The sequence below is a fragment of the Paraglaciecola sp. 20A4 genome, from assembly GCF_011378905.1.
GTDB lineage: Bacteria > Pseudomonadota > Gammaproteobacteria > Enterobacterales > Alteromonadaceae > Paraglaciecola.
In genome coordinates this window covers 61965-76793 of sequence record NZ_WTPY01000015.1, presented here as the reverse complement: position 1 = coordinate 76793, position 14829 = coordinate 61965, and the positions used below count along the sequence as shown (strand labels likewise).

The 14829-nt window shown below is 42.1% G+C and carries 11 protein-coding genes; 5 read left to right on the top strand and 6 right to left on the bottom strand.

Annotated elements, in window-relative coordinates; translation table 11 throughout:
• Positions 1-151 precede the first annotated feature (151 nt).
• The 3 genes from GQS54_RS14270 (at position 152) to GQS54_RS14260 (ending at position 2841) form a co-directional block, all read left to right on the top strand.
• Positions 152-970 carry an enoyl-CoA hydratase/isomerase family protein gene (locus GQS54_RS14270; RefSeq protein ID WP_166424651.1) on the top strand — a complete coding sequence of 273 codons (819 nt, stop codon included), beginning with the start codon at positions 152-154 and terminating at the stop codon, positions 968-970.
• 44 nt (positions 971-1014) lie between these two features.
• Positions 1015-1794, top strand: a complete 780-nt coding sequence (locus GQS54_RS14265) for an enoyl-CoA hydratase (RefSeq protein ID WP_166424650.1) — start codon at positions 1015-1017, stop codon at positions 1792-1794.
• A 69-nt stretch (positions 1795-1863) separates the two neighbouring features.
• On the top strand, positions 1864-2841 hold the full coding sequence (locus GQS54_RS14260) for a nitronate monooxygenase family protein (protein ID WP_166424649.1): 978 nt from the start codon (positions 1864-1866) through the stop codon (positions 2839-2841).
• Positions 2842-2980: 139 nt separating this feature from the next.
• Here the strand turns inward: GQS54_RS14260 and GQS54_RS23285 are convergent, their stop codons facing one another.
• The 6 genes from GQS54_RS23285 to GQS54_RS14240 form a co-directional block, all read right to left on the bottom strand.
• Positions 2981-3931, bottom strand: a complete 951-nt coding sequence (locus GQS54_RS23285) for a TonB-dependent receptor (protein ID WP_346766578.1) — start codon at positions 3929-3931, stop codon at positions 2981-2983.
• A gap of 90 nt (positions 3932-4021) precedes the next feature.
• Entirely contained in the window at positions 4022-4270 is a 249-nt protein-coding gene (locus tag GQS54_RS23280; protein ID WP_240919951.1) for a hypothetical protein, read from the bottom strand.
• Positions 4248-5132 (bottom strand): TonB-dependent receptor plug domain-containing protein, encoded by an 885-nt coding sequence (locus GQS54_RS23275; RefSeq protein WP_240919950.1) that lies wholly within the window; start codon positions 5130-5132, stop codon positions 4248-4250. The genes GQS54_RS23280 and GQS54_RS23275 overlap by 23 nt, the downstream gene beginning before the upstream one ends.
• 81 nt (positions 5133-5213) lie before the next feature.
• Positions 5214-6140: an alpha/beta hydrolase gene (locus GQS54_RS14250; protein ID WP_166424648.1), complete on the bottom strand. Its 927-nt coding sequence runs from the start codon at positions 6138-6140 to the stop codon at positions 5214-5216.
• 169 nt (positions 6141-6309) lie between these two features.
• On the bottom strand, positions 6310-8568 hold the full coding sequence (locus GQS54_RS14245) for a PQQ-dependent dehydrogenase, methanol/ethanol family (RefSeq protein WP_240919949.1): 2259 nt from the start codon (positions 8566-8568) through the stop codon (positions 6310-6312).
• Positions 8569-8953: 385 nt separating this feature from the next.
• Complete coding sequence (locus tag GQS54_RS14240) at positions 8954-9979, bottom strand: AraC family transcriptional regulator (RefSeq protein ID WP_166424647.1); 1026 nt, start codon at positions 9977-9979, stop codon at positions 8954-8956.
• A 238-nt stretch (positions 9980-10217) separates the two neighbouring features.
• Here GQS54_RS14240 and GQS54_RS14235 point away from each other — a divergent pair, with 238 nt between their 5' ends.
• Positions 10218-11858, top strand: coding sequence for an NAD(P)/FAD-dependent oxidoreductase (locus GQS54_RS14235; RefSeq protein ID WP_166424646.1), 1641 nt, complete (start codon positions 10218-10220; stop codon positions 11856-11858).
• A 511-nt stretch (positions 11859-12369) separates the two neighbouring features.
• Complete coding sequence (locus GQS54_RS14230) at positions 12370-14694, top strand: TonB-dependent receptor (protein ID WP_166424645.1); 2325 nt, start codon at positions 12370-12372, stop codon at positions 14692-14694.
• The last annotated feature ends 135 nt before the right edge of the window (positions 14695-14829 follow it).

Genomic DNA, 14829 nt, shown 5'->3' with positions numbered 1-14829 from the left:
TACACGCCTAAAGTTATCACAATGTTATGGCAAGTGATATTTTATGTTACGAAAATCACTTGAAAGCTCACGTTTTCGAAGTGTCAGTAAACAACTGATAAGCGCTAGTGACCCAATCGAAGTGATAACCGAGCCATAACGAGAGATTACAATGAATCTATTCCAGCCTAAGCCGCCTCCATACCAGTTCATAAAAGTAGAAACCAAAAAAAATGTTGAATGGCTCACCTTAAACCGTCCCGAGTCACTTAACGCAATGAACCCAGAAATGATGCTCGAATTGCAGCATTACTTCGAGAGTCTGCAATATCGTCAAGAGATCCGCATTGTGGTACTAAAAGCACAAGGTAGAGTTTTTTGTGCTGGCTACGATATGTCAGATGAGCATGGGGTAGATGTATCCTCAGCACCTAATGGCATGCGCATTCAACAACGCGTATCACGTATTGTTAAACTTATGCGTGACTGCCCTCAGCCCATTATATCCATCGTTCAGGGTGCAGCTTGTGGTGGAGGCTTTGCGCTTGCACTCGCCTCCGACATCAGGCTAGTAACACCTAACGCCAAAATGAATGCCGCTTTTATAAAAATTGGTCTTTCAGGTTGTGACGTGGGGGTTAGCTATATGCTGCCAAGACTCGTTGGCGCTTCTATTGCTTCAGAGCTACTCCTAACTGGCGATTTCCTACATGCCGACAGAGCGAAAGAAATAGGCTTAGTATCAAAGGTTGACTCGATTGAAGCACTTCACAGTGAAGCGAATAATTTCATTGAAAAAATGCTGAATACATCTCCAATGGGTTTGAGACTGACTAAATCAGGACTTAATTCCAACATCGATGCCAACAACATGGACTCAGCCATAGCCCTTGAAGACAGGCAACAAATACTCTGCGCCACCAGCGAAGATCACAAAGAAGCCATCAATGCATTTTTAAATAAACGGCCACCGAACTTTAAAGACCAATAATTCACCGAACCATTAAAATCACCAACTTACTTAACGGAGTAACCATGGGTACTATTGAAGCAAAAAATCAAACGACCTCCCCTGTATTGACCGAAACAATCGGCAAGGTGGCACTCATTACACTAAACCGCCCAGATAGGCTGAACGCTATATCAGAGGGACTAAGCACAGCACTCATTAAAGCGATTAAATCTGCTGATGCTGCAAAAGACGTTAACGTCATCGTTTTGACCGGTGCAGGCCGCGCATTTTGTGCCGGCGTTGATCTCAAAGATGTTGCCGGCAATGATTCCAATATCATTGAGAGTAGGGATATGACAGATACCTTTGCGCAATGCACAAAGCCGATAATCGGCGCCATTAACGGTGCAGCTATTACCGGCGGGCTTGAACTGGCGCTTTGCTGTGATTTTCTTTATGCAGCAGACTCAGCCATATTTGGTGATACACACGCCAAAGTAGGACTGATGCCAACTTGGGGCATGTCACAAAAATTACCAAGGATTATCGGCATTAGTCGCGCGCGGGAAATGAGCCTCTCCGGCGATATCATAGACGCATCTACCGCGATGCAATGGGGATTAGTTAACAAACTTTGCAGTAAAGAAACCCTGTTAGAAGAAACGCTTACTAAAGCCCAATCAATTGCTGAGCATATCCAAGGCAATACTCAAAAGATGAAAAAACTCATAAATGAGGGTTGGCAATCAACGTTAGAGCAAGGATTGTTGTTAGAAGAGAAATACTCATTTCCTCACAATAGGACTGTAGATTTAGCCGAAATGATGAAAGTTTTAGAACAGGTCAAAAAGAAAAACAAATAAACATTTTCTTGAATTTTATTCACACTTAAAAATTTTTAAACAAAACGCTACGACGTAGGAAACAATAAGATGAAAACACGTATAACAGAATTACTAAATATCAAATACCCAATCATCCAAGGCGGCATGATGTGGGTTGGAACTGCAGAACTTGCAGCGGCGGTATCGAACGCTGGCGGCTTGGGAATTTTAACCGCCCTCACGCAACCAACGCCAGAAGCATTACGTGAAGAAATAGAACGCTGCCGCACCATGACCGACAACCCCTTCGGCGTCAACATTACCATTTTACCGTCTATCACTCCCCCTCCTTACGAAGAATACGCCAAAGTCATTATAGAATGCAAAGTCCCAGTAGTGGAAACAGCAGGAAGAAGCCCTGAAGCATTTATGCCCGCATTTAAAGCTGCCGGTATAAAAGTGATCCATAAATGCACCTCTGTACGCCACGCGTTAAAGGCCGAAAGAATAGGCTGTGATGCAGTCAGTGTTGATGGTTTTGAATGTGCAGGCCATCCAGGTGAAGACGACGTAACTAATCTTGTGTTATTACCTGCAGCATTCGCCAAACTAAGTATTCCAATGCTCGCTTCTGGCGGTATAGGCACTGGAGCACAAATGGCTGCAGCGATGGTATTAGGAGCTGAAGGCATCAACATGGGAACACGCTTTGTTGCCACTCAAGAAGCACCAGTCCATGAGAATATGAAACAAGCAATGGTTGACGCCAACGAAACAGATACCACCTTAATGTTTCGCACGCTGAATAACACTGCCCGGGTATTTAAAAATGATATTGCTAAGCAAGTTGTTGAAATAGAAGCGAGAGACGGTGAGACAGACTTTAAAGATCTACAACCGCTAGTTGCGGGTGCACGTGGTCGTGAGCGCTGCATAGAAGAAGGTGAAATCAATGATGGTATCTGGACTGCAGGTCAGGTTATTGGCCTTATAAATGACATCCCTACATGCGAAGTGCTAATTGAACGTATGGTTGCTGAAGCAAAAGCGACTTTGCAATCACGTTTGGCAACATTCATCGATTAGAGATAGTTTTAATCATATATTTGACAAAAATACTATAGGTATAATTAGCCAGCGGCGTTACCGCAATCAAAATAGCGATTAGTTATTTTGATTGCGGGTTGATGGTCCCATTGTAACTAAAAGATAGCGTATTCTGTCGTTAAAAAGAGATAGAAGCGCCAAGATGGAATGCCCTTGGTTGACCGCCAAAAAATCGGTAAGAGCCAAAGGCGTAATCAGCTCTACTCGCATATTTTTCATCGGTCAGATTTTCTATACGCGCAAATATACGTGAATTATTGTTGAGTGCTATTGAGCCTCTAAGTTGCAATAAATCATGGCCTGAATAATCATGCTCATTGGCGGGATCTAAATAATATTCGCCCATATGTAACCATTCCAGTTCGAGTTCGCTGTTATCAGTAGGTTGCCAAGTAAGACGAACATTAGCTAGTTGTTCTGGCGCAGTGTCTACTTTATTGCCTTTAATAACACCACTGCTAACACGGTCAAATTCATACTCATGCTGACCATAACTATAATTGATCGCAAGACTAAATTGCTCAGTTAAATCATAGTTAATACTCAGCTCAAGTCCTTTGTGAGAGGTTTCACCGTCAGTCACATTTAAGCCGTTGTCATCGCGAAAAAAGAAATTTTCTTTTTTCATGTTATAAACTACCACTTCATACGTTAAGGTATTGCTTATCCCACGCAAGCCTAACTCTGAACTATCAAATTGCTCTGATTCAATTTCACCTACCAATTGTTGATTTTGTAGTCGATACATATCGGTGGTTTGTGGCGCTCTGGAACCTTGAGACCAACTACCAAAAAATGCAATATCATCATCCAATCGATAATTAAATCCTAATTTAGTACTGCTATTGTCAAAACTATCATTAGTATCGCTAGGACGTTTAAATAAGCACTCTGTAGTTTCATCATTATTATTAACACATGCACTACCGTCAGCTTTAGTAGTGCCATCGGCAAGTAAGTTATCATATCGATATTGGGTAGCATCGAAACGCACACTACCTGTAAATTTAAGTTGCTCAGTTAACTGCCAATCTGCCTGAATATAGGGAGCAATGATTGATGCATCCACTTTATAGTCATAATGCAACCCTTGTTGACGCGCTTTGCCAAAGTTATAACTATCAGATTTTTGTTGAGTTTGAGTTAACTCCCCTTCGGTCTACTCAAAATCAATCCCCATTACTAAAATAAGATTATCTTCTACTTGCCAATTAAAGTTATTAAGCATCCCTACACTGTAATGGCTATTTTCTTCAATGGCTTCTGATGGTAAATAATGCTGCCGAAATTCCATTTGGTTGATACGGAAATAAGGCGTGATGCTAAAGCTACGATTGGCGCTTAACTTGCGCTGCCAAGTGCTTGCAAGACGAACTGATGACCATTCACGATAAGCATCGTGTATCACAGTTTTTTTCCATTGCATTGTTGTCTTTGTAAAGGTTTTCTTCTGAATAAGTCGAACTGTAGCAATCAGAACCATTGTCACCAGACGATATAAATCCTGCTGTATTTTGATCAAGAACAAAACCAGAAATTATCGTCTTAAACTTGTCATCACCGTTAACAAAATCATGACGCATCCCCAACTTTAATGAGGTGAAATCGCTATTATCTCGATAACCACCATCATCAATAGCTTGAATATTTCCACTAACACCTTGGTTATCCGATCCGCTACCCAACGTACCTTGTAGTTGATATCTCTCATTTGGCCCCGCAATTAAAGTTATATCACCGCCAGTGCGTGGTGCTTTGGTCAATAGATTAACTACACCATGAACCGCATTTGAGCCATAAACTGCACTGGCAGGGCCGCGAATAATTTCGACTTCATTTGCTTGAGCAAGGTTTAACTCTGACAATCCATTATTATTAGCAAAACCAGCTGCTCGAGTGGCGACACCGTCTTCAAGGAATAAAAAAGCGCCCGCAGCTCCAGGGCCAGTTAAAATAGGTGAACGTAAGGATGGCAAAGATTCCATACCATTGTTGGTTTGTACATGAACGCCTGTTGCTCTGTTTAAAATATCACTTGGATGTACAGAACTTACCGAGGCAATATCGTCACTTGATATGCGGTTGATATTGCCAGCTAAAGCGAGAACTGCGGATTGTTGAAGCGTACCTGTAACAACAATAATCTCTGATTCAGCATGACGACTATTTGACTTAGATGCCTCAGTTTGTTCAATTGTAGCGAGCACAGAGCAACTGAACATTGAAAAAAAAGCCACTGCAATAGTTGAAATGGGCAATCGTTGTAACATATTATTTACATCCTAAAATTGAGTTTGCCGTTACAAGTGCAGCGTTGCAGGTTTGACAACTAAAACACATTTTAATATTTATCAGATGGAAAGTAATTTCCGTACAGACTCAAAATGCCGTTTAAAATACTCATCAACAAAACGTGTACTATCTGCAAAATTCTCAAAGGTATGAGGGGCCATTGGCACTGAGTCAAATTCAACCATTACTCCTGAGTTCTCCAGTCGTTTCGCATAATCGACGTTCTCGTTATAAAAAAGATCAATATCACCAATACCAATCCAAGCTGGAGGTAACCCTCTGAGATTTTCTCTCCTTGCAGGAACTGCTCCTTCAGGTATCGATGATGATCCCGTTACTCCGCCTAAGTACCAAGACCAAGCGGCTCTATTAGTACGATTATTCCAGACAAGATGATCTATTTTGTCCAACTCTGTATCCGCTGCAGTTCGGTCATCCAACATGGGACAAAACAATAACTGAGCAGCAGGTTGCTGTCCGCCAATGTCCATCAATTTATGGGCAAGGCTAGTGGCCATACACCCTCCAGCGCTCTGACCTGCAACCACAATCCGCGTAGGGTCGACCCCCATTTGAACGGCTTGCTCTTGGAACCACTTCCAAACTTCCATACAATCGTTTAATCCAGCAGGAAAAGGGTGTTCCGGCGCCAGTCGATACTTCACAGAACAAACAACCGCCCCTAACTCTTTGACGTAGCGAGAACATGTTTTATTGTCTAAGTTGGGCGAACCTGTAATTAGGCCTCCGCCATGGATCCAAAGCACACCAATACCCGATGGAGTGCCTTTGGGTTTGTATACTCGCACCGTAGATTGAGCTAATTTTTTATCGCTATAACTAATGCCATCTAAACACTCTGTTTTCGCCAAACCGAATCTAAAAAGTATGCGACTAAGCTTAAGGAACCATAGGCGATATAAGGGAAAACTTGGTACTTTTTTAGCGTAACTCTGGAGTTGAGGATTAACCTGTTCGATATTCATATTATTATCTTCTCATTCAACGTATTCGCTCGACGTAATAAGTCATTTTAAATTTTTCATTTACGGTGCACGCAAACCAATTAAGGCGTAACGTGCAAACAACTAACTTTGAGTCAACATTGCAGGTAAACAGTTCTAACAACGTGGACTCAATGAGCGCAAATCAATCCTACTTTTGTTGTGCCGGTGTCAAACTCTGCTCTTCCAGCGTTTCGTGAGCCCGCTTGATCAAGTAAGCATGAATGGTCTCTGCATTATCAACCGACAGCACATGTTTAAAGGACGGCATACCCAGTCCATTAAATATGCCATCCACCACTATTTGGTTGAATATCTGATGCTTACCTGGGTGTAGATAACGTAAGTCGGGAATTTCACTACCAGACACTGCTCGGTCACCGTGACAAACAGCGCAATGATCAAGAAATAGTTTACGGCCCTGCTCAACAGTTTTAGCATCAGCGGTTATTGGCGGCGGTGCCAATAACTTATCAGCTTCCTCTTCTATGGCTGGCAAATGCTTAGTACCACCCAATTTATAAACCAACAAGCGACTTCGATTACGACCGTCAGCACTGCGCTTGGCAACTTCTCCGCCAGCCACTGCAAATATGCCACCCCACCCGGCCATTACCGCTATATATTGTTCGCCATTTATAGCGTAGCTAATGGGTGCAGCGACGATACCGGTTTGGGCAGGTGCCGACCACAATCGTTCACCGGTGTCAGCGCGGTAGGCGACAAAATCACCTTCAGCATTACCCTGAAATACCAGGTTGCCCGCAGTACTCAGTAGTCCGCCATTACCCATATTATTATGCTGTACTTTCCAGCGCTCTTTTTGCGCCACTGGGTCCCATGCGGTTATATTCCCGCGGATCATTTTCATTACTACTTCACGGGTCGCTTTGTCGTCGGGCATACCACCATCAGCTGTATCAACACCTGTATTCCATTGGTTAGCATCGTATTCAAAATTGGGTTTGGCAGTATAGGCTGCAGGGATTTCCTGTACCGGAATATACACCAGCCCAGTATCTGGGCTGTAGCTCATAGGATGCCAGCTGTGACCACCCAACGAGCCCGGGTACAACACAGCAGTAGCTATCTCATAACGCACCCCAGGGTTTTCCACTGGTCTACCTGTAATAGGATCAACATGGCTGGCCCAAGTCACTTCGGTATATTTTTCAGCAGAAATAAACTCACCGGTGACACGATCAAGTACAAAGAAAAAACCGTTTTTCGGCGCCTGCATAATAACTTTACGTACTTTACCGTTTATCTCTAAATCGGCCAAAATCATATGTTGAGTGGCTGTATAATCCCAGCTCTCACCCGGCGTAGTTTGATAATGCCAAACGTATTCACCGGTATCAGGACGCACCGCAACTATTGATGAAAGAAATAAATTATCACCGCCGCCAGGGCTGCGGATCTCTCGGTTCCATGGTGAACCGTTACCCACACCGATATACAGTAAATCTAGTTCTTGATCGTAGGTCATAGAATCCCATACGGTGCCACCGCCGCCGCCTACTTTCCACCATTGACCGCCTTTCCAAGTAGTCGCTGCCATTTCAAGCGCTTTCGACTCAAATGGCTTCGATGGATCACCGGGCACAGTATAAAAACGCCAAACTTGTTCGCCGGTTTCTGCATCATAGGCGCTAACAAACCCACGCACACCTAGGTCAGCGCCACCATTGCCAATGATCACTTTACCTTTGACGACACGCGGTGCGCCAGTAATAGAATAAGGTTTATCTTTAGGTGTAGTTTGTACTTCCCACACTTTCTCGCCGCTGTCAGCATTTAAAGCGATCAATCGGCCATCCAACGTACCGAAAAATACCTTTCCCTTCCACAACGCAACGCCTCGATTAACGGCATCACAGCAAACATTAACCATCCACGCCCGGGGAACCTGTGGATCGTATTGCCATAGTAGCGCCCCCGTTTTCCCATCAAAAGCAAATACCATGCTCCAAGCGCCGGCTACATAAATCACTCCGTCTACGACGATTGGAGTCGCTTCCATACCTCGACGAGTGGGAAAATCGAAAAACCAGTCCAAGCCGAGTTCTGCAACATTATCGCTATTGATTTTCTTGAGCGGACTAAAGCGTTGCTCATCATTGGTACGGCCGTGTGCCAGCCAATTTTCAGGCTCAGCGTCCGCATTGGCCAGTCGGTTTGCATTAACATCGCCAACAACACTTGTAGACTGAGCTATTTGATCGGGAGCGTCAGCTGTGACTTTACTTGGCACACCACAACCTAACACCACGAATGCCATCAATCCTACTAGGGAAAACTTGAGCAACTGAAACTGTGCAACTACGCCATAGCTGATGCCAAGATAGTCACGCGCGTCACTGATGATGACGTTTTTTCTAGAAAAGCCTAAAAAATGTAGTGTACTCATTAGTGCTGTCTCTCTTCATATCAATAAAATAACTTAATGACGCCCTCTTAATACGCATTAAATAGGCGGTATGCTTTAGCGCCATCGGCGCGGTTAAATTCGAGCGTGAATATGCTCAACAATTTTATAATCAGCCTCAATCAAGGCATCATGCCCGAGATTATTATTGTTAAGCTATCTAAAAGTATGACTAATGAATGAGTGTATTTTAAGGTCTTATCGCGTCTAGACAAGGTCTTATTGCGTCAGCTGTAGTGGAGCCATATTAGGAAATGGGAAATAATATCATTAAGGCACCCAGCTAAATACCAAAAGGATTATGCCAGAGATGAAGAGCTAAAGTCGGCCCTAGTAGAGCCTATCGTTTTGGTGAAAAATCAAGCATTTAGACCGATACTGAAAGACCCCTTTCTCGGTAGACTCCAGCAGGCAATCCATACCAGCGTTTAAACGCCCGTCGAAAATTCGCCTCATCACTATACCCCAGTAAAACAGACGTCACCTCAACGGTCAGGTGTTCTTCTAGTAAATATTTACTTGCTTGTTTCGCCAGCCAGTCATCCAATAATATCTGAAAAGAAACGCCTCGAAGTTTCAAACGTCTCTGCAAGGTACGTGCACTCATGCCCATATTTTGGGTGATCTGTTGAATAGTGCAAACCTGTCCAGCCATGCGAACAAACATATCAAGTATCTCGTCTACCTCATTGGTAGGAATATACTGTAAAGAATAGGCAGCATCACATCGCTCTATGGCATCACGATAAACCTCTGTATTGGCACCAGGAAGACCGCGCTCCAACTCGGTGGTCAGAATAACTAGGGCGTTTTCATTCTGGTCATATCGAACAGGACATGGCGTCAGCGATTCAAAGATCAACGCATCAGCGGGCTTAGGCCGTTTCAATTCAAGATGTAATTCTTTCAAGGGCACATCAGATACTAAAATCATCGCGTGCATTAGACCCGATAGAAAAAAATCTACCGCTGGCTCAGTTTGCTCTTCTAGTGCACTGTCCACATCTATGACACACCTAGTATGTCTTCCCACCTTTGCTACTTCAATACAACTGAATGGGAGCCTTAAACAGCCATAGTGGGCATTCAACTCTAGGGCATCCTGCAAAGTGGCGCAGCTAGTGGCGGCAATACCCACTGGCCCATGTATGGTGGCTGGTAAATTGATTGCCGCTTTAAAGGCAATATATTTATCGCCTGATACTCGCTGTGCATTTGCCAATAATGTACGGTACTGACTAACGGTCATTCCTACAGCACTGTTTTTATCGTTGCCATCATCAACCCCCGTGCCCCGTAAGACCTCTTTCATCTGTTCTTTTGTTTGACCCGCTTTTTGTGCAAACACACGGCTATAAATAATAGGAATAAGTTGTGTAGCAACTTGACGCATAAATGACCTTTGCACATTGATTATTGACGCCAACATTGGCGACTTATGACCTTATCTTGACGCGATAAGACCTTAATGTAAATAGAATAACCCATAATAATAACAGCATATTAACACCTTAATCTAAATATGGACCGATTATGACCACCTCTGCGTTACGCCTCTTAGAAGCTCAAAAGAGGTGCTGGTATGATCCGTATCCTAATAAAAAACTACAAGACAGGTACTCTTGAAATCTATGAAAAATAAATTGAAAAAAACAGATGTTATAGTGGTAGGTGCTGGATTTGCTGGTGTTTACCTTACCGACCTTTTAGCTAAAAAAGGACTTAGTGTTCAAACAATTGAAGCTGCAAAAGATGTTGGAGGTACTTGGTATTGGAATCGATATCCTGGTGCTAAATGCGATATACAAAGTATGGAATATTCCTATTCGTTTTCAAAAGAAATACAGGATGAATGGGTGTGGACTAATAAATATGCAGCCCAACCTGAAATTCTTAAATATATTCAGTTTGTAGCCGACAAATTAGATGTTCGTAAGAACATGAAATTTAACACCAAAGTGACCGATGCAATTTATGATGAGGAGTCTCATTCATGGACAGTATCAACAGATAAAGGTGATGAATTTGAATGCCAATATTTTATAATGGCAACAGGTTGCTTGTCTGTTCCAAGTACACCTAATTTTAAAGGTATGGCGGACTTTAAGGGTGAACTTTATCATACGGGTAGCTGGCCAGAAAAGAAGATGGATTTTAAAGGTAAAAAAGTTGCCGTTATTGGCACAGGTTCATCAGGCATTCAAGCGATACCTGTTATAGCGGAAACAGCAGATAAATTAACTGTTTTTGTCAGAGATTCAAGTTATACACTTCCTGCGAACAATAAACCTTTATCTGCAACTTTTATTGAAAAAGTAAAAGCGGATTATGAAACGATTCGAAATCGTGAGCGATATAGTGTGTCAGGTCATGTTTTGGCGGTTAATGATGAAGCCTTTGAAGATATTCTATTTTGTGAACCTGCTGAAGCGCCAATGCATACTATACCAAAAGATGAATTATTTAAAATTTTGGACGAAAAATATATTAGTTCGGGCTTAGCACTACCAGTAACTTTTCAAGATTTGACATACGATGAACAGTCTGACGAAGTATTTAGAGAATATCTAGATGGACGCATTCGCAGTTTGGTAAATGATCCTGAAAAAGCGGCCGTTTTAATACCTAAAGGTGATCGTTTTTATGATCGAAGGCCCGTAATGGATACCCATTATTACGAAACCTTTAATAAGGAAAATGTTGACCTAGTTGATGTGAACAAAAATATGATCATTGAGTTTACAGAGTCAGGGATCCGTACAGCAGATGCAGACCTAGAATTTGATGTGATTGTATGTGCTACTGGTTTCGATGCAATGACTGGCGCTATTACCCGTGTAAATATACAAGGTAAAGAAGGCAAAACGCTTAAGGAGTATTGGAAAAATGGTCCTAGAATGTACTTAGGCTTAATGGCAAATGGATTTCCAAATTTATTTACCGTTACAGGTCCAGGTAGTCCTTCTGTTTTAAGTAATATGCTAGTTTCTATCGAACAACATGTAGAGTGGATAGACGCTTGTATACAGCATATGAAAGAACAAAAAATCAATTCTATTGAAGCAGAATATGATGCAGAAGAAGCTTGGATTCAACACAACATAGAATTAGCTCAACCTTTATTTATCACCCATGGTAATTCTTGGTACGTTGGAGCAAATGTTCCAGGGAAACCCCGTGTCATTATGCCCTACACTGGCGGGGTTAGTTTATACAGAGAAAAATGTGAAGAAGTTGTAAACAACGGTTATGAAGGATTTATCTTCGGTTAGTTAAAACTTTTCGAGCAAACACACGACTTTAAATAATAGCAATAAGTTTTGTTTTAGCTTTGCGTATAAATGATCTTCATACCTAGGTTATTTACCTCAATATTGGCGACTTATGACCTCATTTTGACGCGATAAGACCTTGATGCAAAGAAAATAACTCGTAATAATAACATTCCTATAACATTTGGTTAACGTTGCGTTTGAATAAGGATCGATTATAAAACACCTATTTTTTATCCCATAGTCCGTTTCGAAACCAAAAGTTGTTCTTATCAGTGCCTGTATCCTAATGACCATAAAACTGAGGGAGGCAGGTATTACTGATATCACTATCTTGGAAAAGAAAACCTTAGCGGCACAGTTAGCAATGGGAAAAGAGATGGAAGACGTTATAACGCAAAAATTTTCAATCACCACTGAAATAATGGAATATAAAGTTCTCTCTTAGAGATCAAATTAAAGAGAACTAAATAGTGTTCAAATGATTGTTAAAATAAGAGAGATAATAAACATGAAAAAGTCAATGAAACTATTACCACTAAGTGTAGCAATGGCATCAGTCTATGCATCTTCTGGCACATATGCAGTGGAAGTTGAAACTCAAATAAAGTCTCCAATGCTAGAAGTAATTGAAGTAACAGCTCAAAGAAAAACACAATTACTGAGTGAAGTTCCTCTTGCGGTTACCTCTGTAGGCGCAGAAGCAATGGCTGACAATAGGGTTGAAAATATTGGCAACATCTCTGCTGTAACACCCAGCGTAAAATTTAGTATAACAAATAATGCCGCCGCTTCTGCAAATATTGTAATACGAGGTTTGGGGACTGCAGGTAATTCAAGTAGCTTTGAAGGTGGCGTAGGTGTATTTATTGATGGTGTTTATCGCACACGTGCTGGTGCGGCGCTAGAAAGTTTTGTCGATATTGGTAATCTCCAAGTTGTTCGTGGTCCACAGGGAACCTTATTTGGTAAGAACACATCGGCCGGTGCTATCCTCATTAATTCAACTAAACCCACGTTAGATGATATGGAAGGTAACTATGAAGTCGGCATGGGCAATTATGGGGCTAAAGACCTTAAGGCAGCAATTAACCTACCGACTTCAGACACGTCTGCTTTGCGTATTGCAGCCGTTTACTCTGATGATGACGGCTACTACACCGATGTAAATACAGGTAACAGTGTTAACGGTAAAGAAACTAAAGCGTTAAAAGCTCAGTGGTACACCGAAGTAACCGATAAACTGAACATCCATGTGATTGCAGACATACTGAAATCTGAAGGTGATGTGGGATACGCAACGGTTGGATTCATCGAGGATCCAGCCATTTCGCCGTTTATTAATTTTATACAAGAATCTAATGGTCTCAAAGTACCATCTAACGACTTTGACGATTACGAAGTTGCGCTGAATACAGTAAGCGAGCAGGTAGTCGATGATAAAGGCTTAGTTTTAAATGTAGAATATAACTTTGATGCAGGCGCCTTCAAGTCGACAACGGCTTATAGAAAGTTCCGCATTGATCAGGTAGACACCGACGCTGATTTTACTGCTGTCGATCTGTTAACGTTAGCTGAAGATTTTCAAAGTGATTTTTTCTCTCAAGAATTTACTTTTTCAAGTTCTCTAGAAGGACTCAATGCAGATTACATTGTTGGGGCTTTTTATTCAAAAGAAGATCTTGATATCGAACGGAATACTGATTATGGGAGCGACGCTCAAGCTTTCTTCGGCCCGGCTCTAATACCTATTCTTGGGCCGACTGCCCCAATACTCATTGCACCGGACGGCCCCGTAGACCAAGAGTTAAATGTTGGTGAAAATAAGTCCGCCGCTATTTTCTCGCACGTCACGTTTAACCTAAATGATCACTGGAAGGTAATAACCGGTTTGCGTTATTCAGAAGAAGAAAAAACGGGATCATTTAAGTACGGCTTTTATAATATAGAAGGCGGTCTAGGCCCTTTCTTTGCTTTTGGTGTAAACCCTGGGCCAGCTTTTACTGATGTGGTAAACAAAGACGAAGCCATTAGTGGAACGTTCGGCGTGCAGTATTTTACTGGCGATAACACCATGGCTTATTTTACGTATAACCGTGGATTTAAAGCTGGCGGCGTAAACCTTAACCAGAATGGAGCGGGCAGCTTGGCCGACAACCCTGATTTCACACCAGGAGCAATACCGAAAGACCCTACTTTTAAACCTGAAACCGTTGATGGTTTTGAACTTGGCTTAAAATCAACCTATTGGGATGGCCGTGCGCGCACTAACATTGCTGCGTTTTATAACGAGGTAGAAGATCTTCAAGTAGCGCAATTTGTTGGTTTAGAGTTTGCCGTTCTTAATTCCGAATCAGCAAAAAATTATGGTCTTGAATTTGAAAACATGGTGCTATTGAATGATGTATTTAGCGCCACATTCGATGCGACCTGGATACCTTTCGCTGAGTATGGCGAATCAGTTATTACTGATGCCTCTATATCTGGTCAGCGCATGAAGTATGCGCCAAAAGTAGCCGCAAATTTGGGCATTACTTTTGACCAACCCATTTCTGACAGTTATTACCTAAGAGGTGGCGTTAAGTACCAATACAAAACCGAAGAATTCATCAACGCAGCTGATACCATCAGTCAATCAGATAGCGTAGGTCTTCTTAATGCCAACCTCGTTTTAGTTTCAGAAGATCAGGGTTGGCAGCTTGAACTTTGGGCACAAAACTTGACGGATGAAAACTACGTAACGGCTGCATTTAATTCCCCTGCTCAGGGAAGTGATGTGAATGCTTATTTGGGATCTCCTCGCACTTATGGGGTAACGTTAAGAGGTTCTTTCTAAGAAACTTTATAAATATGAGAGAGACTTAACCTCGCGGTGAAATCTCTCTCTTTATTAGTGGCTTTAGTCGCTACATCCAAATCAAGCGATGCATGTATCATTCATAGATTTATAGATTTATAGATTTATAGACTT

Excerpts from the sequence above, each read along its gene's own strand:
- GQS54_RS14270 (WP_166424651.1), top strand. The coding sequence starts at position 152 with ATGAATCTATTCCAGCCTAAGCCGCCTCCATACCAGTTCATAAAAGTA.
- GQS54_RS14265 (WP_166424650.1), top strand. The coding sequence starts at position 1,015 with ATGGGTACTATTGAAGCAAAAAATCAAACGACCTCCCCTGTATTGACC.
- GQS54_RS14260 (WP_166424649.1), top strand. The coding sequence starts at position 1,864 with ATGAAAACACGTATAACAGAATTACTAAATATCAAATACCCAATCATC.
- GQS54_RS23275 (WP_240919950.1), bottom strand. The coding sequence starts at position 5,132 with ATGTTACAACGATTGCCCATTTCAACTATTGCAGTGGCTTTTTTTTCA.
- GQS54_RS14250 (WP_166424648.1), bottom strand. The coding sequence starts at position 6,140 with ATGAATATCGAACAGGTTAATCCTCAACTCCAGAGTTACGCTAAAAAA.
- GQS54_RS14245 (WP_240919949.1), bottom strand. The coding sequence starts at position 8,568 with ATGAGTACACTACATTTTTTAGGCTTTTCTAGAAAAAACGTCATCATC.
- GQS54_RS14240 (WP_166424647.1), bottom strand. The coding sequence starts at position 9,979 with ATGCGTCAAGTTGCTACACAACTTATTCCTATTATTTATAGCCGTGTG.
- GQS54_RS14235 (WP_166424646.1), top strand. The coding sequence starts at position 10,218 with ATGAAAAATAAATTGAAAAAAACAGATGTTATAGTGGTAGGTGCTGGA.
- GQS54_RS14230 (WP_166424645.1), top strand. The coding sequence starts at position 12,370 with ATGAAAAAGTCAATGAAACTATTACCACTAAGTGTAGCAATGGCATCA.